The organism is Streptomyces sp. NA02950, assembly GCF_013364155.1.
GTDB lineage: Bacteria > Actinomycetota > Actinomycetes > Streptomycetales > Streptomycetaceae > Streptomyces.
In genome coordinates this window covers 1,354,684-1,381,456 of record NZ_CP054916.1, presented here as the reverse complement: position 1 = coordinate 1,381,456, position 26,773 = coordinate 1,354,684, and the positions used below count along the sequence as shown (strand labels likewise).

The following is a 26,773-nucleotide window of genomic DNA, read 5'->3' as shown; positions in this document are numbered from 1 at the left end:
AAATCGCGTTGCGCCCCTCAGTAGCCTGGGGAAATGCTTCCTGAAGTCACCGCGACGCGGTATGTCACGCCCTTGCGTGAGGGCGGGTCGCTCCCCGGCATCGTCGAGGCCGACGATCTGGGCACCTACGTCATGAAGTTCACCGGCGCGGGGCAGGGCCGCAAAACCCTCGTCGCCGAGGTCATCTGCGGTCAGCTGGGCCGCCGCCTGTCCCTGCGTGTCCCGGATCTGGTGCGGATCCAGCTGGACCCGGTGATCGGCCTGAGCGAACCGGACCAGGAGGTGCAGGAGCTGCTCAAGGCCAGTGGCGGGCTCAACCTGGGCATGGACTACCTCCCCGGTTCGCTCGGCTTCGACCCGCTGGCCTTCGAGGTGGGCCCGGCCGAGGCGGGACACGTGGTGTGGTTCGACGCGCTCATCGGCAATGTGGACCGGTCCTGGCGCAACCCCAACCTGCTGGTCTGGCATGGAAAGCTGTGGCTCATCGACCACGGCGCGACCATGATCTGGCACCACGGCTGGCGCGGTCTCGAGGCGGCCGCCGCCAAGCCCTACGACGCCTCCGACCACGTCCTGGCGCCCTTCGCCCCGGACATCGCCGCGGCCGCCGAGGCCCTGGCCCCGCGGATCACCGAGGAACTGCTCACCGAGGTGGTGGCCGACGTCCCCGACGAATGGCTGGTCGACGAGCCCGGTTTCGACGGGCCCGCGGCGGTGCGCCGCGCCTATGTCGAGGTGCTTGTGGAGCGCGCCGCGACGGTGGGCGAGAGGATCACCGTTGGCGAACGCGCCGGAACGGGTCCCTCCCGGGCCCCGGACTGGCTGCGGGTGTGGGTCGACGGAAAGGCGGGCACGTGAGCGGGCTGCACAACGGCCGGGATGTTTTCGAGTACGCGGTGGTGCGGGTGGTGCCCCGGGTCGAGCGCGGGGAGCTGATCAACGCGGGGGTGGTCGTCTACTGCCGCGCGCGGTCCTTCGTCACCGCCCGGATCCATCTGGACGAGGCCCGGCTGCTGGCGCTCGACCCCTCGGCGGACGTGGCGGGCGTACGGGCCGCGCTGTGCGCCGTGGAGGGGATGTGCAGCGGGGGCGAGCGGGCCGGGCAGGCGGCGGGCGACGACGCGGGCCGGCGGTTCCGCTGGCTGGTGGCCCCGCGCTCCACGGTCGTCCAGCCGGGGCCGGTGCACACCGGGCTGACGGCGGACCCGGCCGCGGAGGCCGAGCGGTTGCTCGACCTGCTGGTGCGCTGAGCGGCGCACCGGACACCCGGAGGTGAGCGAGTGCATAAAAGGGGGTCGTTGACAGGCGAGGACGGTCCTCATAGCGTCTCAGCTGCTGAAGCGACTAAGCGGTTGCTCACCTGCCGGAACCGGGGTGGTGAGCCGCTACCGAGGCGAGGAGAACCCGCATGTCCACCACCGAGCAGCGCGTTGCCATCGTGACGGGCGCGGCCCGCGGCATCGGCGCGGCGACCGCCGTGCGTCTGGCCGAGGAGGGTCGCGCCGTCGCCGTGCTCGACCTCGACGAGGCGTCCTGTGCGGACACTGTGGAGCAGATCACCAAGGCGGGCGGCAAGGCCATCGCGGTGGGCTGCGACGTGTCCGACGCCGCGCAGGTGGAGTCCGCGGTCGCGCGGGTCGCCGAGGAGCTCGGCGCGCCGACGATCCTGGTCAACAACGCGGGTGTGCTCCGCGACAATCTGCTCTTCAAGATGAGCGACAGCGACTGGGACACGGTCATGAACGTCCATCTGCGGGGCGCGTTCCTGATGTCCCGCGCCTGCCAGAAGCACATGGTGGACGCGGAGTTCGGCCGAATCGTCAACCTCTCCAGCAGCTCGGCGCTCGGCAACCGCGGTCAGGTCAACTACGCCGCCGCCAAGGCCGGTCTCCAGGGCTTCACCAAGACCCTCGCCAAGGAGCTCGGCAAGTTCGGGGTCACCGCCAACGCCGTGGCGCCCGGTTTCATCGCCACCGACATGACCGCAGCCACCGCCGAGCGCGTCGGCATGGGCTTCGACGACTTCCAGAAGGCGGCCGCCACCCAGATCCCGGTGGCCCGCGTCGGGCACCCGGAGGACATCGCCAACGCCATCGCCTTCTTCACCGGTGACGCGGCCGGATTTGTCTCCGGACAGGTCCTGTACGTGGCCGGTGGCCCGCTCAACTGACTGGAGCCGTGAACCACATGACCGCAGAGATCAAGGACAGCGGCCGGGCGGCACTCGTCACCGGGGCCAGCCGCGGTATAGGACTCGCCATCGCCGAGGCGCTGGTGGCACGCGGGGACCGGGTGTGCATCACCGGCCGCAACGAGGACTCGCTCAAGGAGGCCGTGGCGCGGCTCGGCGCCGACCGGGTCATCGCCGTCGCCGGCAAGGCCCATGACGAGGCCCACCAGGCGATCGCCGTCGAGCGCGCGATGGAGGCGTTCGGCCGGATCGACCACCTCGTCAACAACGCCGGGACCAACCCGGTCTACTCACCCCTCGCCGATCTCGACCTCGGGGTGATCCGCAAGGTCTTCGAGACCAATGTGGTCTCGGCACTCGGCTTCGCCCAGCACACCTGGAAGGCGTGGCAGCGGGAGAACGGCGGCACGATCGTCAACATCGCCTCGGTCGCCGGGCTGTCGCCCTCGCCGTTCGTCGCCGCGTACGGGGTGAGCAAGGCAGCCATGATCAACCTCACGGTGCAGCTCGCCCATGAGTTCGCGCCCGGGGTGCGGGTCAACGCGATCGCCCCCGCCGTGGTGAAGACCAAGTTCGCCACCGCGCTCTACGAGGGGCGCGAGGAGGAGGTCACCGCGCGGTATCCGCTGGGACGGCTCGGGGCGCCCGAGGACATCGGCGGCGCGGCCGCCTTCCTCACCTCCGACCAGGCGGCGTGGATCACCGGTCAGACGCTGGCGGTGGAGGGCGGGATCTACCTCAACGCCGGAGCCGGCTGAGCACGCGCCGGATCCGGCGGCCTCCCCCGTGCCTGCCGGATCCGGCGCCCTCCCGCCACCCGTGCCGTGCGGCGGGCTCCCGGCCGCACGGCACGGAGTGGCGGGAGGGCGCCGGGAGCCGACTCCGGATGAGGCGTTGTCAGTGACCGCCGGTAGGTTCTGTGCCCGTAAACGGAACACCGACCGGAGGTTGTTGACGTGCCCTACGAGCTGCCCGAGTCCTGGCGCGGCGTCCTCGGCGAGGAGCTGGAGAAGCCCTACTTCAAGGAGCTCACCGAGTTCGTCGAGGAGGAGCGGGCCAGGGGTCCGGTCTACCCGCCGCGCGAGGAGGTCTTCGCCGCCCTGGAGGCCACCCCGTACGACCAGGTGAAGGTGCTGGTCCTCGGGCAGGACCCGTACCACGGCGAGGGCCAGGGCCACGGTCTGTGCTTCTCGGTGCGGCCCGGGGTGAGGACCCCGCCGTCGCTGCGCAACATCTACAAGGAGATGAAGGAGGAGCTGGGCCACCCGATCCCGGACAACGGCTATCTGATGCCGTGGGCCCAGCAGGGTGTGCTGCTGCTCAACGCGGTGCTGACGGTCCGAGCCGGTGAGGCCAACTCCCACAAGAGCAAGGGGTGGGAGAAGTTCACGGACGCGGTGATCCGCGCGGTGGCCTCCCGGCCCGACCCGGCCGTCTTCGTCCTGTGGGGCAACTACGCCCAGAAGAAGCTGCCGCTGATCGACGAGGAGCGGCATGTGGTGGTGAAGGGGGCGCACCCCTCCCCCCTGTCGGCGAAGAAGTTCTTCGGCTCGCACCCCTTCACCCAGATCGACGAGGCGGTGAAGGCCCAGGGGCACACCGCGATCGACTGGCGGATCCCCGACCTGGCCGCCCAGGGCTGATCCCGGTCAGTCCGCCAGCTCGTAGTCGAAGGAGTACGCGACCTCCTGGACGCCGTGCGGGGCGGTGAAGGAGCCCCGGCCGGTGAGCGTGGCCAGCTCACCGCTGCCGGAGCCGGGCACCACCTCGAACGAGCAGTGCACGGTGCCGTCCTCGCCGAAGCTGCCGTGCTGCGCCAGCACGAAGCCGCCCCGGCGGCCGTCGAGCTCGCCCTCCACCAGCTCATGGCCGGTGAAGGAGCCGGTCTTCTCGGTGGTGTAGACGATCGAGTACTGGCATACGGTGTCCGGCGCCGTGATGGCGCCCGCGTAGCCATTGACGACCTGGGCGCGGGCGATCCTCGCCCCGTCCCCGGCCTGCCCGGTGTCCGTCTCCCGCCAGTCGGCGAAGGTGAAGTGGCCGGTGGCGTGCGTGGTCATGGCGGATCCCTAAGAATGTTGGCGGTCCGGGAGGACCGGGTGTGGCTGATGGTGGGTTGCCGTTCGTGGCTCGAAAGGAATGGCCGCCCGGTCCTCCGGGACGCTCCGACCACTGATTGAGAACTGCGGTCATCGCTGGTTAGGGACCTGTTGGCGGAGTGTTCCTCGGACCACGAAAGGTGCTGGTCACGGTGGAACGGAGCAACGAGTTTGAGCACGTCTCACACGCGGATATGGGTCGGCATCGACGCCGGCAAGGGGCATCACTGGGCGGTGGCGGTCGACGCCGACGGCGAGACACTTTTCTCGACGAAGGTGATCAACGACGAGTCGCAGATTCTCGCCCTCATCGACACCGCCCGTGAGCGGGCCGATGAAGTGCGGTGGGCGGTGGATATCTCCGGCAGGGCCTCCACCCTGCTGCTGGCCCTGCTGATTGCCCACGGCCAGCAGGTGGTCTACGTGCCCGGCCGGACGGTCAACCGTATGTCCGGCGCCTACCGTGGGGAGGGCAAGACCGACGCCAAGGACGCCCGTGTCATCGCCGACCAGGCCCGCATGCGCCCGAAGGACTTCGCCCCGCTGAACACACCCCCGGAGCTGGTCACCACCCTCCAGGTGCTCACCAACTACCGGGCCGACCTGATCGCCGACCGGGTGAGACTGATCAACCGGCTCCGCGACCTGCTGGTCGGGATCTGTCCCGCGCTGGAACGGGCCTTCGACTACTCCGCGGCCAAGGGGCCCATCGTCATGCTGACCGAGTACCAGACCCCGGCAGCCCTCCGCCGGATCGGCGTCAAGCGGCTGACGACCTGGCTGGAACGCCGCAAGGTCCGAAGCGCCGACACCGTGGCCACCAAGGCGGTGGAGGCCGCCCAGTCCCAGATGACCGTGCTGCCCGGCGAGAAACGGGCTGCCAAGCTGGTCTGCGACCTCGCCCACCAGCTGCTGACGCTGGACGAGCGGATCAAGGACAACGACCGGGAGATCCGCGAAACCTTCCGCGACGACGACCGCGCCGAGGTCATCGAGTCCATGCCCGGCATGGGGCCCATCCTCGGCGCCGAGTTCGTCGCCATCGTCGGGGACCTGTCGGGCTACCGCGATGCCGGCCGACTTGCCTCCCACGCCGGCCTGGCCCCGGTCGCGCGGGACTCCGGCCGCCGCAGCGGCAACTATCACCGGCCCAAGCGCTACAACCGGCGCCTGCGACACATCTTCTACCTGGCCGCGCAGACCGCGATGATGCGGCCCGGTCCGTCCAGGGACTACTACCTCAAGAAACGATCCGAGGGCCTGCTGCATACCCAGGCCCTGCTCGCACTCGCCCGCCGCCGGGTCGACGTGCTGTGGGCGATGCTGCGTGACAAAAGGCCGTTCACCCCCGCCCCACCGGTCACGCAGGCGGCTTGACACGATCATTGAGATTCCTTTCGGCGGAGCCTCGCCCGGCGAGTGGTCCGGGCTGTGAGAACCACGGTGCCCGCCGTACCTGACATCTTTTGTCAGGTACGGCGGCACAATGGGAGCCATGCGCGCCGGCCGACTGCTCTCCCTGCTCCTGCTGCTCCAGCACCGGGGCCGGATGACCGCGCCGGAGATCGCCGCCGAGCTGGAGGTGTCGGTCCGCACCGTCTACCGCGATGTGGAGGCGCTGGGTGCCAGCGGGGTGCCGGTCTACGCCGACCGCGGCCCGGCCGGGGGCTACCGGCTGCTCGACGGCTACCGCACCCGGCTGACCGGGCTCACCGGCGACGAGGCCGATTCGCTCTTCCTGGCCGGGATGCCGGGCCCGGCCGCCGAACTGGGACTGGGCGCCGACCTGGCCACCGCCCAGCTGAAGCTGCGGGCCGCGCTCCCGGCCGGGCTGGAGGAGCGGTCGCGCCGCATCCAGGAGCGGTTCCACCTCGACGCCCCCGGCTGGTTCCGGGACGCCGAACCGGTGCCCCACCTCGCCGCGGCAGCCGAGGCCGTATGGGAGCGGCGGGTGCTGCGGGTGCACTACCGGCGCTGGCGCGGTGAGGTGCGGCGCGATCTGCACGGGCTGGGTCTCGTCCTCAAGGGCGGCATCTGGTACCTGGTGGCGCGCGCGGAGGACAGCGTGCGCAGCTACCGGGTCTCGCGCATCCTGGCCGCCGAGGTGCTGGACGAACACTTCGAGCGCCCGGCCGGGTTCGATCTCGCGGCCCACTGGCAGGAGACGTCCCGGCGACTGGAGTCCTCGCGTTTTCAGGGCGAGGCCGAACTGCTGCTGACCGAACGCGGACGGAAGCTGCTGCCGATGCAGTTCGGCGGGGTCGGCGCGGTGGCGGCGGCCGGTGCGGGCCCGCCGGACGAGGAGGGGCGGGTGCGGGTGACACTGCCGGTGGAGTCGCTGCCGGTGGCCGTCCACGATGTGCTGCGGCTCGGCACCGAGGCCGAGGTGCTGGGGCCGCCGGAGCTACGGGACGCCGTGGCCCGCGCCGTCACCGAACTGGCCCGCCGCTATCGGCCGTCGGACTGACCCCCGCGGTCGCGTCCGCCCCCGGTCGGCACGGCGGCCACCCGGCCGGACCGCAACACGCCGGGCGTACCCGCGCGGGCGGTTAGCGTCGCGCTGAGCACCTGAGCACCTGAGCACGAAGTCCGGGCACCCGAGCAGCGGGTGCTGGGGCGAGCGACGCAGTCGGGAGGCCGCGATGGCGGAAGCGCAGCGGACGGCGCCGGAGGGCGACGCCGTGCTGACCCGGATCGGGCAGGCGGTGATGCTCCACCGGGGCGGCGACCGGGAGGAGGCGCGCAACCGGTTCGCCCTGCTGTGGCGGGAACTCGGACGCGGCGGGGAGCCGTTCCACCGCTGCGCCCTCGCCCACTACATGGCCGACACCCAGGACGATCCGGCCGATGAGCTGATCTGGGATCTGCTGGCGCTGGCCGCCGCCGACGCACTGACCGGCGGAGCGACGGGCGGATCGACCTGCGAGCGGGACGCGGGCGGCGGGGCGGGGGAGCGGCGGCCCGGCGCGGCCGCGGTGCGTGCCCTCTACCCCTCCCTCCACCTCAACCTCGCGGCCGACTATGTGAAGCTGGGCCGGGAAGAGGCGGCACGCGGCCAGCTGGCCCTGGCGCGGGCCAGCGCGGGCGCGCTCGGCGACGATCCGCACGGCGACGGCGTACGGGCCGCCATCGCCCGGCTGACCCTACGGCTGGAGGGGGCTGCCTGAGACGGGCCGCCTGAGACCGCCCTAGTCGCCGGTCACCCCGTCGATCCGCTCGCGGACGATATCGGCGTGGCCGTTGTGGCGGGCGTACTCCTCGATCATGTGGACATAGATCCAGCGCAGGCAGTGGTCCAGGTCGCGGTGGCGACGGCCGACGTGGTCCAGGCAACGGCCTTCGGCCGCCTTCCTGGCCTCGGCGATCTCCTCCCGCCAGATGGCGAAGCACCCACTCCGCGGTGTCCCCGTCGGCGACGTTGAGGTCTCCGTCAGGGTCTTCCCTGCTGTACCAGATCGGCGGGATGTCCTCACTGTCCAGCACCCGCCGGAACCAGGGGCGCCCCACCTCGGCCCTATGCCGGACCAGTCCGAGCAGCGTCGGCCCGGAGGGGGCGCGGATGCCTGGCGCAGGGCGGTGCCTGGCGCAGGGCCTTGTCGTCCAGCCCTTCGCATGCGAGGGCGAGCGTCGCGCGGTGGAAGTCCAGCCAGCTCTCGAGCATGGTGCGTTCATCGGCGACACGGGGCGGTACGGAACGTTCGGTCGATGTCGTGACGGTCAGCATGACCGGGTGTTTCCGGCGCCGCCAGGCGATATCGGCACCATGCCGCGCAGCAACTCCTCGAAGCCGGTGCGCAGTTCCGCACGGCCGGGGACATCGGCGTGGTCCGCCCCCGCCGCGCAGCCGAACATCAGCCCCTCGCACCAGGCGGTCAACGAGCGGGCGTGGCGGCGCGGTTCGGTGGAGCCCACCGACGCCATCATCGCCTCCAGCGGCTTCCGGAAGCCCCGGCCCGCCGCGTCGTAGAACTCCCGCAGCTCCGGCCGCCGGGTCGCTTCGAGCGCCAGCTCGTAGCGGGCGATCAGCAGATCGCGCTGCATGGTCAGCGAACGGTGCAGGGCGAGGGCGAGGGTGTCGGCCAGCGCCCCGATCGGGTCCGTGCCCGTCCCACCCGCCGCCGTCCTGCTCGCCGCCGTCCCACCCGCCGCCGTCCCACCGGTCGCCGTTCCGCCCGCCGCCGTCCCACCGGTCGCCGTTCCGCCCGCCGACGGGCGGTCCGGGCCGCCGGAGAGCGGAGGCATCTCCTCGGGCGTGAGCACCCGCGCCTCCCGCTCCGCGAGCCGCCGTACCGCCGCCTTCAGCAGTGCCGCGCGGGTGCGGGCGTGGTTGGAGGTCGAGCCCAGCGGCAGTCCGGCCGCCTCGTCCACCGCGCGGTGCGTCAGCCCTCTCATCCCGCGCTCGACGAGCAGCGCGAGGGCGGTGTCGGCGATCAGCTCGGCGCGGGATCCGGACCGGGGCCCGGACCGGGATCCGCCGGGGGCGGCGGGTCGATCAGCGGTCATGGGGCCAATCTACCCCTCTCACTACAGGTGTAGTAGCTTGAGATCCACTACACCCGTAGTCGTTCAGGAGGAGCCATGCACCACCCCCGTGCCGTGATCATCGGCGCCGGAATCAGCGGCCTCACCGCCGCCGCGGTCCTGCACCGCCGCGGCTGGTCCGTCACCGTCCTGGAGCGCGCGGCCACCCTGGAACCGGTCGGCGCCGGTATCTCGCTCGCCCCCAACGCCCAGCGCGCCCTGGACACGATCGGTCTCGGGGACGACGTCCGCGCGCTCGCCGCCTGGCAGGGCGACGGCGGCCTGCGCGCCCCCGACGGCCGCTGGCTCTCCCGGACCGACAGTGCCGCGATGGCCGAGCGGTTCGGCGGGCCGATGGTCCTTCTCCATCGCGCCACCCTCGTCGCTCTGCTGGTCTCCCGGTTGCCCGAGGGACGCGTACGCACCGGGGTCGCCGCCCAGCTGGCCGACCCCGGCACCCCCGGCCGCTCCGCCCTGGTCAGCACCGGGGACGGGGTGCTGGAGGCCGAGCTCGTCATCGCGGCCGACGGTGTCCACTCGGGCGTCCGGCGCACGCTCTTCCCCCGCCACCCCGGGCCCGAGTACACCGGGTTCACCGCCTGGCGCATGGTCGTACCCGCGCCCGAGCGCGCCTTCGCACCCCATGAGACCTGGGGCCGGGGGCGGCTGTGGGGCACCCAGCCGCTGAAGGACGGCCGGGTCTACGTCTACGCCGCGGCCGTCACCCCGCCCGACGGCCGTGCCCCGGACGACGAACGGGCCGAGCTGATCCGGCTGTTCGGCGACTGGCACCGGCCGGTTCCCGAGATCCTGGCGGCCGTCGCCCCGCACGACATCCTCCGCCATGACATCCGGCACATGACATGTCCGCTGCCCGCCCACCACCGCGGCCGGGTCGCCCTGCTGGGGGATGCCGCCCACGCCATGGCCCCCACCATGGGGCAGGGCGGCAACCAGGCCATCGAGGACGCCGTGGTCCTCGCCCACCACCTGGCGCCCGACACCGCGGACCCCTCGGCCGCCCTGGCCGCCTACACGGCCGACCGGCTGCCCCGCACCCTGGACGTGGTGCGCCGCTCCGCCCGCGCCGCCCGCATGATCACTCTGACCGGCGGCCCCGCCGTGGCCCTGCGCGACACCGCCATCAGGGCCGTCAGCAGGCTCCGGCCGGACCTGGCGTTGCGCGCCTTCGACGGCATCGCCGACTGGCGGCCCCCGCGGCCCGCGTATCCTTCGGGGGCAGGCGCGGGGGCACACGCGGTGGCACAGCGACCCCAGGACGCGCGACCGGACGGCGGGACGGACCAGGAGGCACTGTGAGGGTCGGCTGCATCGGCCTCGGCGACATCGCGCAGAAGGCGTATCTGCCCGTGCTGATGGCCCGCCCCGGCATCGAACCGCATCTGCACACCCGTACCGCCGCCACCCTGGAGCGGGTGGCCGACACCCACCGCGTGCCCGACGCCCAGCGCCACACCGACCTGGACTCACTCCTCGCGACGGGGCTCGACGCGGCCTTCGTGCACGCCCCCACCGCCGTCCACGCCGACCTCGTCACCCGGCTGATCGAGGCCGGGGTGCCCACCTACGTGGACAAGCCGCTCGCCTACCAGCTCGCCGACAGCGAGCGGCTGGTGCGGCTGGCCGCGGAGCGCGGGGTGAGCCTGATGGTCGGCTTCAATCGGCGCTACGCCCCCGGCTACGCCCAGTGCCTGGACCATCCGCGCGATCTGATCCTGATACAGAAGAACCGCGTCGGGCTCGCCGAGAACCCGCGCACCCTGGTCCTGGACGACTTCATCCACGTCGTCGACACCCTGCGCTTCCTGGCGCCCGGCCCGGCCGACCACATCGACGTCCGCGCCAGGATCCGCGACGGGCTGATCCACCACGTGGTGCTCCAGCTGTCCGGCGACGGATTCACCGCGCTCGGGGTGATGAACCGGATGAGCGGCTCCGCCGAAGAGGTCCTGGAGGTCTCCGGCCAGGACACCAAGCGCCAGGTGCTCAACCTCGCCGAAGTCGTCGACCACAAGGGCCAGCCGAGTGTGCGCCGCCGCGGCGACTGGGTGCCCGTCGCCCGGCAGCGCGGTATCGAGCAGATCACCGACGCCTTCCTCGACGCCGTGCGCGGCGGCACCCTGCTCACCGCCGAGGACGCCCTGCGCACCCATGAGCTGTGCGAACGGGTCATCAGGGACGCGATGGAATGCGCCGGCCCGACGGCCTCCTGAGCGCCCGTACCCCCTCGTACCCGGCGTAGCCGGCCAGCGCGGCCAGCGCCCCGTACACGATCCACGGCCCGGTGCGGACGTACGGGCTGGTGCCCTGTCCCAGCGGCACCGTGTAGACCGTGGCCGCACTGGCGTCGGTGCCCATCCGGTCGCCCACCGGCTCACCGCGCGGCCCGTAGACCGCGCTCACCCCGGTCAGGGTGGCGTGCACCATCGGCCGCCAGGTCTCCGCCGCCCTCAGTGCCGCCAGCGAGGCGTGCTGCTCCGGCGCCCAGCTCTGCTGGAACGTCGAGGTCGCCGACTGCACCACCAGCACCTGGGCGCCGTCCCGCGCCAGGGAGCGGCTCATATCGGGGAACGCGGACTCGAAGCACACCAGCGGCCCGATCCGGAAGGCCTCCGGCAGCCGCATCACCACCTGCTCGGTGCCGCGCCTGCGGTCCTCGCCCGCGGCCTTGCCCACCGAGGTGGCCCAGCCCAGCAGCGGCCGCGCCGGGATGTACTCGCCGAACGGCACCAGCCGCATCTTGTCGTAGCGGTCGCCGGTGGGCCCCTTGGGGCCGATCAGCACCGAACTCTTGTAGATCCCGGGCCGGTCGCTGCGCCTCGCGTCCACGTTCACCAGCAGATTGGCGTCCACCGTGCGGGAGAGCGCGGCCAGTTCGCGGCTCAGCCGCGGCCGCTGCCCCAGGTCCTCACCGACACTGCTCTCACCCCACACCACCAGGTCGAGGCCGCGCCCGGCCAGCTGCCGGGTCAGTTCCGCGCTGCGCTCGAAACGGGGCAGCGGGCCGCGGATCACCCCCGGCTGCACCACCGCGATCCGCGCCGTACCGGACTCCTTCGCCACCGGCGCCCAGGCCCACACCGCACCCGCGGCCATCCCGCACGCGGTGATCCCGGCCACCGCCACCGCACGGGCCCGCTCCACCGCGATCAGCACGGTCAGCGCCACGTTCACCAGCACCAGCAGATAGCCGATCAGCCAGACCCCGCCCACCGAGGCCAGCCGCAGCGCGGCCGGGACCTGCCACTGGCTCGCGCCGAGCAGCCCCCACGGCCCGCCCAGGTACTCCCAGGACCGCACGAGTTCGACCATCAGCCACGCCGACGGCACCAGCACCAGCGCCGCCGCCACCCGGCCGGGACCCGGCCGCCCGTGCAGCAGCCGGTGGGTCAGCAGGCCCCACGGCGCCCACAACAGCCCCAGCAGCGCGGCCAGCACCACGATGAACACATGCAGACTCGGCATCAGCCAGTGGTGTACCGCGAGCAGAAAACCCGCCCCGCCCAGCCAGCCGTCCAGCATCGCCCGGCGGCCGGTGGGCGCCGAACGGACCAGCAGCAGCCACGGCACCAGCGCGACGTACGCCAGCCACCACAGCGATGGCGCGGGAAACGCGAGCGCGGGCAGCGCACCCGCCGCCACGGCCATCCCGCCGCGCCACCACCGCGAGGCGAGCCGAGGCCCCCACCGGTCCCCGCCACCGACCGACCACCGCACCCCGGATGCCCCCCTCCGCACGGACTTCGTCCTGGCGGACGGCCAGGCAGACGACCAGTGTGCGACAGGAAGCCGATCATCGATAGGGCACGGCCGCGCCCGAGCGGATCTCCGTGCCCTCATACCGCTTCCGGGAGGTCTTGTTCGGCCCAGATCAGCTTGCCGCCCTCGGTGTAACGGGTACCCCAGCGACGGGTCATCTGCGCGACGAGGAACAGTCCGCGGCCGCCCTCGTCGGTGGTGCGGGCGTGGCGCAGCCGCGGCGAGGTGTTGCTGGTGTCGGCCACCTCGCAGATCAGCATGTCGTGCCGGATCAGCCGCAGCCGGATGGGACCGGTGCCGTGCCGGATGGCGTTGGTGACCAGCTCGCTGACGATCAGCTCGGTGGTCGGCACCAGCCCGTCCAGCCCCCATTCGGCGAGCTGGCGTACCGCGAGGGAGCGGGCGTTGGCGACCACGGCCGGGTCCGAGGGCAGATCCCAGGAGACGACATGGCCGGGACCCAGCGCGCGGGTGCGGGCCAGCAGCAGCGCCACGTCGTCGTTCTGCCGCCCGGTCATCAGGGTGTCCACCACCGTCGAGCACAGCTGCTCCAGCGGCATCCCGGGCTGGCCGAGGGTGTTCTTCAGCCGCTCGAGCCCCACGTCGATGTCCTGGTCGCAGGTCTCGATCAGCCCGTCGGTGTACAGCGCGATCAGGCTTCCCGCGGGCAGCTCCAGCTCCGCGGACTCGAACGGCAGCGAGCCCAGACCCAGGGGGGGACCGGCGGGCAGCGGCGGGAAGGACACCTCGCCGTCGGGGTCCACCAGCGCCGGGGCGGGGTGGCCGGCCCGCGCCATCGTGCAGTGCCGGGTGACCGGGTCGTAGACCGCGTACAGACAGGTGGCGCCCAGCACGGCGGCGGCGAGGCCCTCCTGCCCGGTCTCGACCCCGGCCTGTTCGGCCTCCTCCTCGGTGAGCCGGATGACCAGGTCGTCCAGATGCGCCAGCAACTCCTCGGGGGGCAGGTCCATATCGGCGAGGGTGTGCACGGCGGTGCGCAGCCGCCCCATCGTGGCCGCCGCGTTGAGGCCGTGTCCGACCACATCGCCGACCACCAGCGCCACCCGCGCCCCGGACAGCGGGATCACATCGAACCAGTCGCCGCCGACCCCGTTGCGTGCGTCCGTCGGCAGATAGCGCGAGGCCACCTCGAGGGCCTGGCCGCCGGTCAGGGCGTGCGGCAGCAGACTGCGCTGGAGCGCCAGCGCTGCGGTGTGCTCACGGGTGTACCGCCGGGCGTTGTCCACGCACAGCGCCGCCCGCGCCACCAGCTCCTCGGCGAGCAGCAGATCGTCCTCCTCGAACGGCACCGGATGCCGGGAGCGGATGAACGAGGCCACGCCCAGGATGGAGCCGCGGGCGCCGATCGGCGCCACCATCAGCGAACGCATCCCGAACTCCCGGACCTTCGCGGTACGTGCCGGGTCGTCCCCGCTCCACGCCCCGATGGACGCGTCCATGGCCGGGTCCAGCAGCGCCTCCCCGGAGAAGAAGCAGCAGGCGAACGGGGACGCGGGGGAGATGGCCACACCGTCCCCGCGCTCCGCGATGGACTCCGGGCACCCCTCGCGGATGGAGCTCTGCCCGGCGCGGCAGAACGCGGGCAGGGTCTCACCGGGCTCCGACAGCGGCTCCTCACCGCGCAGCACCGACTCCAGCAGATCGACGGTGACGAAGTCGGCGAGGTGCGGCACCGCGAACTCGGCCAGCTCCTGGGCGGTGCGCATCACGTCCAGGGTGCTGCCGATCCGGGCGCTCGCGTCGTTGAGCAGCGCCAGCCGCTCCCGCGCCCGCCAGCGGTCGGTGACGTCCATGCCCATGTAGCACACGCCCACCGCGTTGCCGTCCGCGCCGTCGAGGCGGAAGAAGGAGGTGGAGTAGGCGTGCTCGCGGTGCGGGTCGGCCAACGTCCAGCCCTGGTACTCGTAGTCGATCACCGGTTCGCCGGTCTTGAGCACCTGCCGCATCTGCGCCTCGATCGCCTCGGTGTCCAGACCGGGGAGCATGCTGCTGGCGATCCGGCGGCCCAGCCGCTCGGTGCGCGGCACCCCGCCGTAGCGCTCCAGGGTGTCGTTGATCCACACGTACCGCAGATCGGGGCTGAGCACGGCCATGCCGATCGGGGCGCGGGTGAGGAACGCGGTGAGCAGTGAGCCGCTCACCGCCCAGGTCGGGATCTTCGCCATGTCGATGGCGGAGACCAGCCAGCACTGCCCGCCGTCCGGTCCCGGCATCGAGCAGACCCGCAGGCCCACGTCGATCCGGCGGCCGTCCCGGTGCCGGATCTCCTCCATACCGCCCCAGCTGCCGTGGGTACGGCACCGCTCGGCGACGGCCAGGGCCTTCGCCGTGTCCTCCGGTGTCGCCAGCAGTGTGGTGGCCGGCCGCTTCAGCGCCTCGGCCGACGGATAGCCGAGCAGCTCCTCCGCCGCGGCGGTCCAGCCGATGACGGCCCCCGTCGCGTCGATCAGTGCCGTAGCCGCATCCGCCATGTCGAAGGGGACATGCGTCTCGGTCGGCGCGATTCCCTCGGGGATGGCCATCGCACCCGTCCCATCTGCGGATACATTTCTCTTAATACTATGACTTCTTTCCCTTCTGGTCCCGGTGCTCACCTCCGACGGCGCGGGACGGTGGAAGTGATCCAAGGCCGCCCAGTACCGCCTCCCGGAATCTCATCGTCCGGAATCTCTTGACAACGTTCAGGTGTGCGATCGAGGATCGGCCCGTGAACTTGTCAGACAGCCAGACAGGCGGGAGCCCGCTCCGTCGAGTCAGCGCGATGGAAGCGGTGCTCGCCCACCTCCGGAGCGCCATCGAGCGCGGTGACTACGCGGTGGGGGACAAACTCCCCTCCGAGGCGGAGCTGTGCCGGCGCCTGGAAGTGAGCCGTCCGGTGCTCCGCGAGGCCCTGCGGGCCCTCCAGACCATGGGCCTCACCGCCTCGCGCACCGGCAAGGGCACCTTCGTCATCTCCAGCGGCCCGGTGGAGGACCCCACCTTCGGTGACTACGCCGCCAGCGACCTGATGGAGGTACGCCGCCACATCGAGATCCCGGTGGCCGGATACGCGGCGCTGCGCCGCTCCGCCGAGGACCTCGACCACCTCTCCCATCTGCTGGAGCGGATGGAGCGGGAGACCGACACCACCGCCTGGGTGGCCATGGACACCCTCTTCCACCTCGCCGTGGCCCAGGCGGCCCGCAACCCGGTCTTCCGCAGGGTCATCGAGGAGATCCGCGACGCCCTGGCCCGGCAGTCGGCGTTCCTGAACGAACTCGGCGGCCGCCGCGAGCAGTCGAACCGGGAACACCGGGCGATCGTCGAGGCGCTCACCGACGGCTCCGAACACGACGCGGTGGAGGCCATGGCCCACCACCTCGAACGGGTCGAGACCACCCTGACCTCCATCGTGCGGCCCGCCGCGGCGGACGGCCCCACGGCCCCGGACGCACCGTAAGCCCCCCCAAGCCCCCGGTCCCCGAGCCCCGTCACGTACCGAAGGCACCACGTACCGAACGCACCAAGCGCACCAAACGGAAGGCGGACAGCAGGCGTGAGCGAGCAGTCCCTCCGGCAGGAAGTACGCCACCAGACCCCCACCGAGCCGCCCCCGCGGCACATCGACGCTGGAGACATCGGTTACAGCAAGTCCCTCAAGGCCCGGCACGTCAACATGATCGCCATCGGCGGCGCCATCGGCACCGGGCTCTTCCTCGGCGCCGGCGGTCGGCTCAAGGACGCCGGACCGTCGCTCGCCGTGGCCTACGCGGTCTGCGGCATCTTCGCCTTCCTGGTGGTGCGGGCCCTGGGGGAGCTGGTGCTGCACCGGCCGTCCTCCGGTGCCTTCGTCTCCTACGCCCGGGAATTCCTCGGGGAGAAGGGCGCCTTCGTCGCCGGGTGGATGTACTTCCTCAACTGGGCCACCACGGGGATCGCCGACATCACGGCCGTCGCCACCTACACCCACTACTGGGGCATGTTCACCGACATACCCCAGTGGGTGATCGCCCTCATCGCGCTCGCCGTGGTGCTCTCGGTCAACCTCATCTCCGTGAAGATCTTCGGTGAGCTGGAGTTCTGGTTCGCCATCATCAAGGTCGGCGCACTGGTCGTCTTCATGGCGATCGGGATCTTCCTGCTGGTCACCCGCGAGCAGGTGGCCGGTCACAGCACAGGACCCAGCCTGATCACCGAGCACGGCGGGGTGTTCCCGCACGGTGCGCTCCCGATGCTGCTGGTCATCCAGGGCGTGGTCTTCGCCTACGCCTCCGTCGAACTCGTGGGCGTCGCCGCGGGCGAGACCGAGAACCCGGAGAAGGTCATGCCCAAGGCGATCAACTCCATCATGTGGCGGGTCGCCCTGTTCTACGTCGGCTCCGTGGTGCTGCTCTCCCTGCTGATGCCCTCCGGCTCCTACTCCGCCGACGAGAGCCCGTTCGTCACCGTCCTGTCCAAGCTGGGCGTACCGGCGGCCGGCGGAGTGATGAACCTCGTGGTGCTCACCGCCGCCATGTCCAGCCTCAACTCCGGTCTCTACTCCACCGGCCGGATCCTGCGCTCGATGGCCATGTCCGGCTCCGCGCCCACGTTCACCGGTGCGATGAGCCGTACCCATGTCCCCTACGGCGGCATCCTCCTCACCTCCTTCTTCTGCGTACTGGGCGTCGGCCTCAACTACGTGGTGCCCAGCGACGCGTTCGAGATCGTGCTCAACTTCGCCGCGCTCGGCATCCTCTCGACCTGGGGCATGATCATGCTCTGCCATCTGCTCTTCTGGCGGCGCACCCAGACCGGTCAGCTGACCCGGCCCGGCTACCGGCTGCCCGGCTCCCCGTACACCGAGATCGTCACCCTGGGCTTCCTCGCCACCGTCCTGGTCCTGATGTGGGCGGACGGCGGACCCAGCCGGATCACCGTCATGTCGCTACCGGCGATCGTGGCGGCCCTGGTCATCGGCTGGTTCGCGGTACGCGCCCGGATGCGCAACCCCCGATGAACCGTCCCCCTCAGGATCCGCGACTCCCCGGCCGGGATCACCCGGCCGGGGAGCCTCCCGTCACCCACCCCTCCGACCACGAAAGCACCGTGATGACCACCTCACTCGGGCTGCCGACCGACGCCGCCCGCCGTACCCCCGCCGAGCCCCCCGCCGTCCGTGCGCCCCGCCATGTGCCGCTGGCGCACGTCGTACGCGGCGGGGTCATCGAGGGCGTGCACCACGGCTCGGCGGTGGTCCTGGGGCCCGACGGCGGCGCGGTGTGCGCGACCGGCGACATCGAGGTGGCGTTCTATCCGCGCTCCGCGCTCAAGCCCGTCCAGGCCGTCGCCCTGACGCGGGCCGGACTGCCGCTGGACGGCGAACTGCTCGCGCTCACCGCCGCCAGCCACTCCGGGCAGGAGGGCCACCAGAAGGGGGCGCGGCAGATCCTGGAGCGGGCCGGACTGACCGAGGACGCGCTGCGCAACGTCCCCGATCTGCCCTACGGCGCGGCCGAGCGCGAGGCATGGCTGCGCGCCGGACACGGGCCCACCCGGCTCGCCCAGAACTGCTCCGGCAAGCACGCGGCGATGCTGCTGACCGCCCGCCTCAACGACTGGCCGCTGGAGGGATACCTCGATCCGGCCCACCCCCTCCAGCAGCTGATCGCCGAGACCGTGGAGGACCTGACCGGACAGCGGGTCGCCCGGGTCACGGTCGACGGCTGCGGCGCACCGCTGTTCTCCATATCCCTGCACGGACTGGCACGGGCCGCCGCGCGGATCGCCACCGCCGCCCCGGACACCCCCGAGGGCCGGGTCGCGGCCGCCCTGCGCGCCCACCCCGAGATGCTCTCCGGCACCGGACGCGATGTCGCCCGGCTGATGCGCGCCGTTCCCGGACTGATCGCCAAGGACGGCTTCGAGGGCGTCCAGATGGCCGCGTTGCCCGACGGGCACGCCGTCGCCGTGAAGATCTCCGACGGCGCCGACCGGGCCCGGATGCCGGTCACCGCCGCACTCCTCGCCCGCTGCGGCGTCGGCCCCGAGCTGCTCGCCGAGTTCGCCACCGCCCCGGTGATCGGCGGCGGTGCCACCGTCGGCCGGCTTGCCGCCGTCGACACCCTCGCCCCGCCCGCCGTCTGACCCGCCCCTCCGCCACCCGCTCCTCCGCGACACAAGGAAGCACGTACAGCCATGACCTCCACCGTCGGCCACCGCCGCGAACACGATCTGCTCGGCGACCGCGAGGTCCCCGCCGACGCGTACTGGGGCATCCACACCCTGCGCGCCTCGGAGAACTTCCCCATCACCGGCACCCCGATCGCCGCCTATCCGCACCTGGTCAGCGCCCTGGCCGCGGTCAAGGAGGCCGCGGCCCGCGCCAACGAGGACCTCGGACTGCTCACCCCGGCCAAGGCCGATGCCATCGCCGCCGCGTGCGAGGAGATACGCCGGGGGCGGCTGCACGACCAGTTCACCGTCGATGTGATCCAGGGCGGCGCCGGCACCTCGACCAACATGAACGCCAACGAGGTGATTGCCAACCGGGCCCTGGAGCTCCTCGGCCACGCCAAGGGCGACTACGGCCGTCTCCACCCCAACGAGGACGTCAACCTCAGCCAGTCCACCAACGACGTCTACCCGACCGCCGTCAAGGTGGCCACCATCATCGCGGTGCGTGAACTCCACGCCGCCATGGAGACGTTGCGCGAGGCGTTCGCCGCCAAGGCCGAGGAGTTCCGCGACATCCTCAAGATGGGCCGCACCCAGTTGCAGGACGCGGTGCCGATGACCCTCGGCCAGGAGTTCTCCGCCTACGCCGTGATGCTGGAGGAGGACCAGAGCCGGCTGCTGGAGGCCGCCGGACTGGTGCACGAGATCAACCTCGGCGCGACCGCGATCGGCACCGGCCTCAACGCGCCCGCGGGCTACGCCGAGGCCGCCCGCGGCCATCTCGAGGCCATCACGGGACTGCCGCTGGTCACCGCCGCCAACCTGGTGGAGGCCACCCAGGACTGCGGCGCCTTCGTCCAGCTGTCCGGTGTCCTCAAGCGCATCGCGGTCAAGCTCTCCAAGAGCTGCAACGATCTGCGGCTGCTCTCCTCCGGGCCGCGCGCCGGACTGGGCGAGATCAACCTCCCCCCGATGCAGGCGGGTTCCAGCATCATGCCCGGCAAGGTCAACCCGGTCATCCCCGAGGTCGTCAACCAGGTCGCCTTCGAGGTGATCGGCAACGACGTGGCCATCACCATGGCCGCCGAGGCCGGCCAGCTCCAGCTCAACGCCTTCGAACCGATCATCCTGCATTCCCTCTCGGAGAGCATCACCCATCTGCGTGCGGCCTGCCTGGTCCTCGCCGAGCGCTGCGTCGCGGGTATCACCGCCAACACCGCACAGCTGCGCGCGACCGTCGAGAACTCCATCGGCCTGGTCACCGCGCTCAACCCGCACATCGGCTACAGCGCGGCCACCAGCATCGCCAGGGAAGCCCTGGCCACCGGCCGCGGCGTCGCCGAACTCGTGCTGGAGAAGGGCCTGCTGCCGCCGGAACGCCTCGCCGCCGTGCTGCGCCCGGAGGAGGTCGCCGGACAGCGCTGAGACGGTGCCGGGCGGGGGAGGGCCACGGTGGCCTCCGGTCCGGTGTCACTCCCGCCCGGCCGGTGTCGCCCCCGGCGCCTCCCGCAGCCGGACCACCGCCGGGGCCGCGCTCAGCGGCAGCAGGTCCCGGGGCCGGTCCGGCCGGGTCACCTCCAGCCGGATCCCGTCGGCGATGCGGTACGGGCGGTGCGCCAGCACCGCCCCCAGCCGCTGGCGCAGCCGGGACATCGCGGCCCGTACGGTCACCGTGCGCGTCGGATCGCCGAACAGGTCCAGGGCGAGCTGCGCCGCCGTACGCCCCTCGGGGTGGGCGGCCAGCACCAGCAGCACTTCGGCGTGGCGGGCGCCCAGCTGATGGGTCCAGGCGCCCGCGGGGCCCGAGAAGGTCAGCGACCAGTGGTGCGGATGGCGCACGTCCAGCAGCAGTCGGCCGGCCGCGGCGGGGGCCCCGTCCTCGCCGTACTCGCCCTCCAGGACCCGCAACAGATACCCGCCCGGGAGCGGTTCGACCGTGCAGGTGCCCAGCGCGGGCAGCCACACCGGTCCGTCCGCCGCCTTGGGCAGCAGCAGCCGGCGGTCCTGGGGGTTCACCCCGGTGACCCCGGCGACCCAGCCGTGCGGATCGACAGCGACGGCCTTGTCCCGGATCCGGGCGAGGACCGGCGCTGCGATCGCGCGCAGCCGGTCCAGCTCCCGGCTGTGGGCCAGCCGCAGTTCGCCCTCGGCCCACCGGGCGGTCGCGGTGACCAGGGAGAGCACGGTCGGATGGGCGGTGGAGGCCGGTCCGCTGATGTCGATGACGCCCAGCAGCCGCCCGTCCCGCGGGTCGCGCACCGGCGCGGCGGCGCAGCTCCAGGTGTGGAAGGCGTGGACGAAGTGCTCCGCCGAGTGCACCCGGACCGGGGCGCGGACGGCGAGCGCGGTGCCGACCCCGGTCGTTCCGGCGACTTCCTCGGCCCACTGAGACCCCTCGACCAGCGCGATGCCGTCGGCGTGCCGGCGGATGCCGCGATGGCCGTCGATCCACAGGATCCGCCCCTCGGCATCAGCGATGATCATCAGATGACCCGCCGCCTCCGCCGCCTCCAGCAGCCCGCTGTGCAGGGTGGGCAGCACATCGGTCAGCCGGGTCTGCCGCCGCCGCAGCTCCAGTTCGTCCAGGCTCAACGGACGCGGAGCGCCCCCGCGGTCCGGATCGAGTCCCAGCCGCAGCATCCGGTCCCAGGACTGCCCGATCACCGGGCGCGCGGGCAGCGGGAGCCGACCGCGGCTCAGCGCGGTGTCACGCATGACCGCCATCAGACGGGCCGATTCGGCCGGACTCAGCGCGGCCAAGGGATCGGCGTGGCGCGGGTGCTGGATTCGCATGGGTTGCGGCCTTTCGTTACACCGCGGCCCGCCACGGTGGCGGGCGGCGTGTCCGCCGGGCGCCGGGTGCCATGGTGCAGCCTCACATCCGTGCTGAACAGGGCTTCGTTCTCCCGGTGATTGTAAGGTGGCCGCCACCCCCGAAGGCACCGTGCGCGAGCCGGATCCGGCCCCGGTGCGGGCCGCGGCGGGCGGAACCGGCCCCGGGCGGTCCGCAAGATCGTCCGGATGGGTGACCGGACCGGCGGACGGGAGCGATCCGGCTGCTGAGAGCACATGTCCGTGGCGACCCCCACCGCCTCTCCGATCGAACTCGTCTCACCGAGCCTGGCCGGACTCGCGGCCGAACGGGCACGCTCGGTCTGGTGCGGCCGCTTCGGCAAGGGGCTGGCCCGCCGCCTCGGCACCGCCCAGGCCGAAGTCCTGCTCGCCCAGGCCGGATTCGAGGTGGTGCGGCCCGCCGGGGGAGGTGCTGGCCGTCGCCTTCGATCTGCACCGCTTCGACCTGCTGACCGCACTTCAGCTGCCGCTGCCCGACGACCGCGCCGCCGAGCGCACGGCCAACGCCGAGCTCAGCAGGCTGTGGCGGCAGGGCGCGGGAAGTCCGGCCGCGATGCGCTACGCACACCCCCCGCAAGCCCGCGAACCGGCCGCGCCCACACCGCCGCCCCAGCCCACGGGCACCCCTGGCAGCGGGCCTTGAACCGCCCTTTGACGGTCTTCAGTTGGACGGCGGCTCGGCCGTGGGTGCCGCCTCGGGGTGGGGTTCCGGGGTGCCGGGGGAGACGAGTGCCGAGACGGCGCGGGCGTGGAGCGAGTCCAGGGTTGTGAGCTGCCGCCCCGCCGCGTCCAGCAGTTCCGCGAGGCGGCCGGTCTCCAGGCGGGAGTCGTGGACGGCGGTGGCGAGCAGGGTGCGCCACAGGAGGGCCTTGCCCTCCACGCCCAGCCGCATCGCCTCCAGCTCCAGCACCGTGTTCAGCCCGGAGCGGCGGCGCGTCCGGCCGCGGGGCCGGAGCCGGGTGATCCGTTCGCCCGCCCACGCGCCGTAGACCTTGTAGCGGCGGATGGGCACATCGAGCACGGCCATGCACCACAGCAGCGCCTTGCGGTCGTGTGCGACCTCCGCCTTGAGCCTCGTCAGCTCACCGCTGTACGCCGTGTGCCGGTGCTCACGGGACATCCGGCGGGCGAGCCCGACACCGGCCGTGGCACCGGCCAGGTGGTCGTTGAGATAGATCTGGAGCATCCGCGGCGCCGAGGCGCTGCCGGAGCGGGCCAGGGCCGGTACCGCCATGATCGTCCTCCCGAACGCCGGGGCCCCGAGGAACCCGTTCGCGTCCAGGAATACCCGGCCGGACCGGGGACCAAGGCCATGCTCACCCGTGCGGGGGGCCGGAGGCGGCGGACGGCGTACCGCGGTCGCGGGTGGCCCGCTGATGCAGATGTTCGAGGGCGTCACGGACGACGGTGCCCTCGTGCCACTCCAGCCAGGCGCCGCTCTGCCCGGCGAGATGGGTGAGGATCCGCTCCTCGCCCGCGGTCAGGCTCCGGCCGGCCTGCGCCACATGGAGGGAGAACACGCCGACGACCCGGCCCGTACCGCCGGTCATCGGGAAGCTGTGCACGGTGCGGGAGCCCGTGGAGAGGATGAGGGTGCGGGCCGCGTCGGAGAACACCCGGTCGGTGGCGATGTCCGACATGACGTGGCGGGCGCGTTCGGCCGCCTGGGCGCAGGGCGTCTCGCCCTCGCCGACCACGGCGAAGAAGTCCACGAACTCCTGGTCGAAGCCGTGGTGCTGTTCCATCCGCAGCCGCCGTGCCGGGTCGACGAGCTGGAGGTCCCCCATCCCGGAGCCCACCGTCTCCATTGCCTGGTGCAGCACCCGCTTCACCACGGCGCCCCGGTTGGTGCCGCCGGTCTCCAGCTCCGGCAGCAGTGGCAGTGCGGGCGCCGGGCGGCGGACCCGGTCCGGGAACCACAGCGCACTGCCGGGTTCGGGCCGCGGCACGTTCACGAGCGCAGCGGCCAGGGTGCGCAGTTTGACGTTGTGCGCCTGTGAGCTTTCCTTCAGAAGGGTGAACGCCGGCTCCGGGCCGTCCAGCCGGTAGCGCTCCAGGAGGATGCCCTGCGCCTGGGCGATCAGCGGATGCGAGCGCAGCTTTCCGCGCAGATCCGCCGTCTCCCGGCGCAGCCGCTCCAGTTCGGTCTTCGGGGCGTCGGCCGTCTCGGCCCCCACGGCCGCCGCGGCTTTCGGCGCAGCCCGCTGGGCCTCGGCCACGGTGGCGAAGATCTGGACGCCGGTCTCGACGAGCGTCAGCCGCAGCAGCTGCGCCACGGCCTCGGGGGCGGCGGCCAGGAACAGTCTGCCGCCGGTCTCGTGGAGCGAACGCACACAGTCGAGCAGTCCGCGCATACCGTCCGCCGTGATCGTCTGCACCCGGGACAGGTCCACGACCACCGTGCCGGTCCGCGCTTCCAGCCCGGCCCGCAGGACCGCGGAGAACAGCGGATGGTCCGGTCGGTCCAGGTCGCCGTCCGGACGCACCGGTCTCTCGGGACCACTCATCTGGTACATCTCAGCCTCGTTCCCTCGGGGATTCTCATGGGGACGCCACCCCGGGATTCGCCCACCATGGTCGGGCCGGGCACCGGGAGTCAACGCCCGCCCGGACGGGTGGACGCCGGGAGAGGGGGTGCGGAGGACGTCCCCTTCCGGTGGACCCGGGTACGCCGACGGGGCGCGGGCCCACCGTCCGCACACCACTGTGGCGATCATCACGCGGTATGCCATGGCGGAAAAGGTGGGGAAGTTGTCATTGCTGCCATCGGCCGTCGCGGCATGGACCGCATGGAACGGCGCACCGTGAGGCCGAGCCCGCGCGGCGCCGCCGTCCGCACCCCGGCGAACTGCGACAGCCGAAGGGCGCCCTCGCAGACCTGGCCGCCGAAGACGACCGGGAGCCGTGAACGCTTCTGGACCGACCGGAGCGCCTGCGGAAGGCGTCCTCGTCGTCGGGCCGCAGGGAGGTGTCGGTACTCGATTGCCTTGCCACTGCCCCTTTCCGGGGTAGCCGGCGCCTTCGCCCGGCCCGAGGCCACCCTGCCCCTCCCCGACGCGCTGTACCGGACCCGTCGGAGTATGTGCGGCGCTCGGTGGCCAACCACCTCAACCACCTCAACGACATCCCGAGCACCCCGAGGGCCAGCGGTGGCGCCTCATCGGCCCGCAGCACACTCGGCCCGCTGGTGAAGTCGTCGCCGAACAGATCGGCCACCTCGAGCCCGAGCGCGGCGGAGATCTGCTGGAGCGTGGCGATGCTGGGGTTGGCCCGGCCGCGCTCCGTCTGGTTCAGACAGCCCTCGCCGATCCCGGCGGACCCGGCGACGGCCTTGAGCGTGAGACGGCGGGCCTTGCGCAGGGTGCGCAGCCGCTCGCCCACGGATTCGTCCTCGCTCCCGGAGGACGGCCGGGCGGGAAGTCCGTGTTCCACGGCGGGTTTTATGGCGCGTCACCGTGGAGACGGCTGAACGGCCAGTACAAGATGCTGAAGCGAGAACTCAGAAATCCTTACTCGGCACCCGGTGCCCTCCGCGCGCGCCGCCATGGCCGAACCGGGGCGCGCGCCTAGCCTGAGCCGAATGGCAGCACGTCCGCACTGGCTCTTCGGCGATCAGCTCGGGCCGCATTTCCCCGACCCCCGCCACAACGGCCCCGACACCCGGGCCCCACTGGTGATGATCGAGGCCCGCTCGGTGCTGCGCCGCCGCCGCTTCCACCGGGCCAAGGCCCATCTGCTGCTCTCCGCCATGCGCCACCGGGCGGCCGAACTCGGCGACCGGGTGGTCTACGTCCAGGCCGACACCTACCGGGAGGGACTGGCCGAAGCCGTCGGCCGCGACCGCGTCACCGTCTGCCACCCCACCTCCCGCCGGGCGCTGGAGCTGGTCCGCTCGCTCCCCGCCGTCGAGGTGCTGCCCGCCCGCGGCTTCCTGGTCAGCCACACCGACTTCGCCGACTGGGCCGCGGCACACGCCCGCGGCCGGATGCGGATGGAGGACTTCTACCGCTGGGTGCGCACCGGACACGACCTGCTCATGGACGGCGACGCACCCGCGGGCGGCCGCTGGAACCTCGACCAGGACAACCGTGAACCCCCGCCCCGCACGGCCCGCACCCTCGGCGCCCCCGCCCCCTGGCGGCCGACCGAGGACGAGATCGACGAGCGGGTGCGCCATGACCTGGACCGCTGGGAACGCGACGGCACCGTCGCCTTCGTCGGCCGCGACGGACCCCGCGGGTTCCCCGCCACCCGCCGCGAGGCGCTGGCGTCGCTGCGCCACTTCATCACCCACCGGCTGCCGGGCTTCGGGCCGCACGAGGACGCCATGCTCGCGGCCGACCCCGTCATGTGCCACAGCCTGCTCTCCGCGCCGCTCAACCTCGGACTGCTGCACCCGGCCGAATGTGTGGACCGGGCGGAGCGGGCGTGGCGGGACGGCGCCGCGCCGTTGAACAGCGTCGAGGGGTTCATCCGGCAGATCGCGGGATGGCGGGAGTACGTGTGGCACCTGTACTGGCACTTCGGCGAGGACTACCGGAGCCGCAACGCCCTCGGGCACACCGCGCCGCTGCCCGTCTGGTTCCTGGAACTGGACGCGGAGGCGGTGGCCGCCCGCTGTCTGTCCACCGTGCTGGCCCAGGTCAGGGACACCGGATGGACCCATCACATCCCCCGGCTGATGGTGCTCGGCAGCCGTGCGCTCCAGGACGGCTGGGACCCCGCGGCCGTCACCGACTGGTTCCACCGCTGCTTCGTGGACGGGTACGACTGGGTCATGCTGCCCAATGTCGTCGGGATGTCGCAGTACGCCGACGGCGGACTGATGACGACCAAGCCGTACACCTCCGGCGGGGCGTACCTCAACAGGATGAGCGACCTGTGCGGACCCTGTGCCTACCGCCCCCAGGAGCGCACCGGGGAACGGGCCTGCCCGTACACCACCGGCTACTGGGCCTTTCTGCACCGCCACCGCGAACGGCTGTCCCGCAACCACCGCGTGGCCAGGGCGGTCCGGGGGCTGGACCGGCTGGCGGACCTGCCGGAGGTGCTGGAGAAGGCCGCGGCGCGGGGCGACGCCCCGCCGTGAGGGCCATGAGCCGCCCCGGCTCCGCAGCACCCTCGCGTTCTACGGCCCCGGGCAGTGAGCGGCGCCGTTGTCGGTGTCACCTTG

24 protein-coding genes and 1 pseudogene are annotated in these 26,773 nt (G+C 72.4%); 16 read left to right on the top strand and 9 right to left on the bottom strand.

Annotation, left to right across the window (positions count from 1 at the left end; all coding sequences use genetic code 11):
• Positions 1 to 33: 33 nt before the first annotated feature.
• The 5 genes from HUT19_RS05565 (at position 34) to ung (ending at position 3,834) form a co-directional block, all read left to right on the top strand.
• On the top strand, positions 34 to 858 hold the full coding sequence (locus HUT19_RS05565; RefSeq protein WP_176179369.1) for a HipA family kinase: 825 nt from the start codon (positions 34 to 36) through the stop codon (positions 856 to 858).
• Positions 855 to 1,250, top strand: a complete 396-nt coding sequence (locus tag HUT19_RS05560; protein WP_176179368.1) for a DUF3037 domain-containing protein — start codon at positions 855 to 857, stop codon at positions 1,248 to 1,250. The genes HUT19_RS05565 and HUT19_RS05560 overlap by 4 nt, the downstream gene beginning before the upstream one ends.
• 158 nt (positions 1,251 to 1,408) lie before the next feature.
• Positions 1,409 to 2,170 carry a 3-oxoacyl-ACP reductase FabG gene (gene fabG / locus HUT19_RS05555; RefSeq protein ID WP_176179367.1) on the top strand — a complete coding sequence of 254 codons (762 nt, stop codon included), beginning with the start codon at positions 1,409 to 1,411 and terminating at the stop codon, positions 2,168 to 2,170.
• 17 nt (positions 2,171 to 2,187) lie between these two features.
• Positions 2,188 to 2,949, top strand: a complete 762-nt coding sequence (locus HUT19_RS05550) for an SDR family oxidoreductase (protein WP_176179366.1) — start codon at positions 2,188 to 2,190, stop codon at positions 2,947 to 2,949.
• 198 nt (positions 2,950 to 3,147) lie between these two features.
• Positions 3,148 to 3,834 carry a uracil-DNA glycosylase gene (gene ung, locus HUT19_RS05545; protein ID WP_176179365.1) on the top strand — a complete coding sequence of 229 codons (687 nt, stop codon included), beginning with the start codon at positions 3,148 to 3,150 and terminating at the stop codon, positions 3,832 to 3,834.
• Between the two features lie 6 nt (positions 3,835 to 3,840).
• Here the strand turns inward: ung and HUT19_RS05540 are convergent, their stop codons facing one another.
• The gene (locus HUT19_RS05540) at positions 3,841 to 4,251 is read right to left on the bottom strand and encodes a DUF3224 domain-containing protein (RefSeq protein WP_176179364.1); all 411 of its coding nucleotides are present in this window, start codon (positions 4,249 to 4,251) and stop codon (positions 3,841 to 3,843) included.
• Positions 4,252 to 4,461: 210 nt separating this feature from the next.
• On the opposite strand from HUT19_RS05540, the gene HUT19_RS05535 reads away from it, so the two are divergent.
• From HUT19_RS05535 to HUT19_RS05525, 3 genes are all read left to right on the top strand, one after another.
• Positions 4,462 to 5,667: an IS110 family transposase gene (locus tag HUT19_RS05535; protein ID WP_176179363.1), complete on the top strand. Its 1,206-nt coding sequence runs from the start codon at positions 4,462 to 4,464 to the stop codon at positions 5,665 to 5,667.
• A gap of 109 nt (positions 5,668 to 5,776) precedes the next feature.
• Complete coding sequence (locus tag HUT19_RS05530) at positions 5,777 to 6,757, top strand: YafY family protein (RefSeq protein WP_176179362.1); 981 nt, start codon at positions 5,777 to 5,779, stop codon at positions 6,755 to 6,757.
• Positions 6,758 to 6,932: 175 nt separating this feature from the next.
• The gene (locus tag HUT19_RS05525; RefSeq protein WP_176179361.1) at positions 6,933 to 7,457 is read left to right on the top strand and encodes a hypothetical protein; all 525 of its coding nucleotides are present in this window, start codon (positions 6,933 to 6,935) and stop codon (positions 7,455 to 7,457) included.
• Positions 7,458 to 7,478: 21 nt separating this feature from the next.
• On the opposite strand, the pseudogene HUT19_RS05520 reads toward HUT19_RS05525, so the two are convergent.
• Positions 7,479 to 8,014, bottom strand: a pseudogene (locus HUT19_RS05520) (DinB family protein).
• A complete protein-coding gene (locus HUT19_RS05515; protein ID WP_176179360.1) occupies positions 8,008 to 8,793 on the bottom strand; it encodes a TetR/AcrR family transcriptional regulator in 786 nt (261 codons plus the stop codon). Before HUT19_RS05515 ends, HUT19_RS05520 begins: the two are co-directional and overlap by 7 nt.
• A gap of 75 nt (positions 8,794 to 8,868) precedes the next feature.
• On the opposite strand from HUT19_RS05515, the gene HUT19_RS05510 reads away from it, so the two are divergent.
• Positions 8,869 to 10,131, top strand: a complete 1,263-nt coding sequence (locus HUT19_RS05510) for an FAD-dependent oxidoreductase (RefSeq protein ID WP_176179359.1) — start codon at positions 8,869 to 8,871, stop codon at positions 10,129 to 10,131.
• Complete coding sequence (locus HUT19_RS05505) at positions 10,128 to 11,045, top strand: Gfo/Idh/MocA family protein (RefSeq protein ID WP_176179358.1); 918 nt, start codon at positions 10,128 to 10,130, stop codon at positions 11,043 to 11,045. The genes HUT19_RS05510 and HUT19_RS05505 overlap by 4 nt, the downstream gene beginning before the upstream one ends.
• Here the strand turns inward: HUT19_RS05505 and lnt are convergent.
• Together lnt and HUT19_RS05495 are read right to left on the bottom strand one after the other, a co-directional pair.
• Entirely contained in the window at positions 11,005 to 12,480 is a 1,476-nt protein-coding gene (gene lnt / locus HUT19_RS05500; RefSeq protein WP_176179357.1) for an apolipoprotein N-acyltransferase, read from the bottom strand. The two genes, HUT19_RS05505 and lnt, sit on opposite strands and share 41 nt — an antisense overlap.
• A 188-nt stretch (positions 12,481 to 12,668) precedes the next feature.
• Positions 12,669 to 15,134, bottom strand: coding sequence for a SpoIIE family protein phosphatase (locus HUT19_RS05495; RefSeq protein ID WP_176179356.1), 2,466 nt, complete (start codon positions 15,132 to 15,134; stop codon positions 12,669 to 12,671).
• Positions 15,135 to 15,319: 185 nt separating this feature from the next.
• On the opposite strand from HUT19_RS05495, the gene HUT19_RS05490 reads away from it, so the two are divergent.
• From HUT19_RS05490 to aspA, 4 genes are all read left to right on the top strand, one after another.
• Positions 15,320 to 16,051, top strand: a complete 732-nt coding sequence (locus HUT19_RS05490) for a FadR/GntR family transcriptional regulator (protein ID WP_176179355.1) — start codon at positions 15,320 to 15,322, stop codon at positions 16,049 to 16,051.
• 96 nt (positions 16,052 to 16,147) lie between these two features.
• A complete protein-coding gene (locus HUT19_RS05485) occupies positions 16,148 to 17,590 on the top strand; it encodes an amino acid permease (RefSeq protein ID WP_176179354.1) in 1,443 nt (480 codons plus the stop codon).
• A gap of 92 nt (positions 17,591 to 17,682) precedes the next feature.
• A complete protein-coding gene (locus HUT19_RS05480) occupies positions 17,683 to 18,717 on the top strand; it encodes an asparaginase (RefSeq protein WP_176179353.1) in 1,035 nt (344 codons plus the stop codon).
• Between the two features lie 51 nt (positions 18,718 to 18,768).
• On the top strand, positions 18,769 to 20,172 hold the full coding sequence (gene aspA / locus HUT19_RS05475) for an aspartate ammonia-lyase (RefSeq protein WP_176179352.1): 1,404 nt from the start codon (positions 18,769 to 18,771) through the stop codon (positions 20,170 to 20,172).
• Positions 20,173 to 20,217: 45 nt separating this feature from the next.
• On the opposite strand, the gene HUT19_RS05470 is transcribed toward aspA, so the two are convergent.
• Positions 20,218 to 21,540 (bottom strand): GAF domain-containing protein, encoded by a 1,323-nt coding sequence (locus tag HUT19_RS05470; RefSeq protein WP_176179351.1) that lies wholly within the window; start codon positions 21,538 to 21,540, stop codon positions 20,218 to 20,220.
• A 469-nt stretch (positions 21,541 to 22,009) separates the two neighbouring features.
• Between HUT19_RS05470 and HUT19_RS05465 the strand changes: the two genes are divergently transcribed.
• Positions 22,010 to 22,243, top strand: a complete 234-nt coding sequence (locus HUT19_RS05465; protein WP_176179350.1) for a hypothetical protein — start codon at positions 22,010 to 22,012, stop codon at positions 22,241 to 22,243.
• Positions 22,244 to 22,261: 18 nt separating this feature from the next.
• Here HUT19_RS05465 and HUT19_RS05460 read toward each other — a convergent pair whose 3' ends face one another.
• The 3 genes from HUT19_RS05460 to HUT19_RS44185 form a co-directional block, all read right to left on the bottom strand.
• Positions 22,262 to 22,834 carry a hypothetical protein gene (locus tag HUT19_RS05460; protein WP_176179349.1) on the bottom strand — a complete coding sequence of 191 codons (573 nt, stop codon included), beginning with the start codon at positions 22,832 to 22,834 and terminating at the stop codon, positions 22,262 to 22,264.
• 82 nt (positions 22,835 to 22,916) lie between these two features.
• Positions 22,917 to 24,107 (bottom strand): ANTAR domain-containing protein, encoded by a 1,191-nt coding sequence (locus tag HUT19_RS05455; protein ID WP_176179348.1) that lies wholly within the window; start codon positions 24,105 to 24,107, stop codon positions 22,917 to 22,919.
• 247 nt (positions 24,108 to 24,354) lie between these two features.
• Positions 24,355 to 24,981: a helix-turn-helix domain-containing protein gene (locus HUT19_RS44185; protein WP_368661742.1), complete on the bottom strand. Its 627-nt coding sequence runs from the start codon at positions 24,979 to 24,981 to the stop codon at positions 24,355 to 24,357.
• A 199-nt stretch (positions 24,982 to 25,180) separates the two neighbouring features.
• Between HUT19_RS44185 and HUT19_RS05445 the strand changes: the two genes are divergently transcribed.
• Entirely contained in the window at positions 25,181 to 26,689 is a 1,509-nt protein-coding gene (locus HUT19_RS05445) for a cryptochrome/photolyase family protein (RefSeq protein WP_176179346.1), read from the top strand.
• Positions 26,690 to 26,773: the final 84 nt, after the last annotated feature.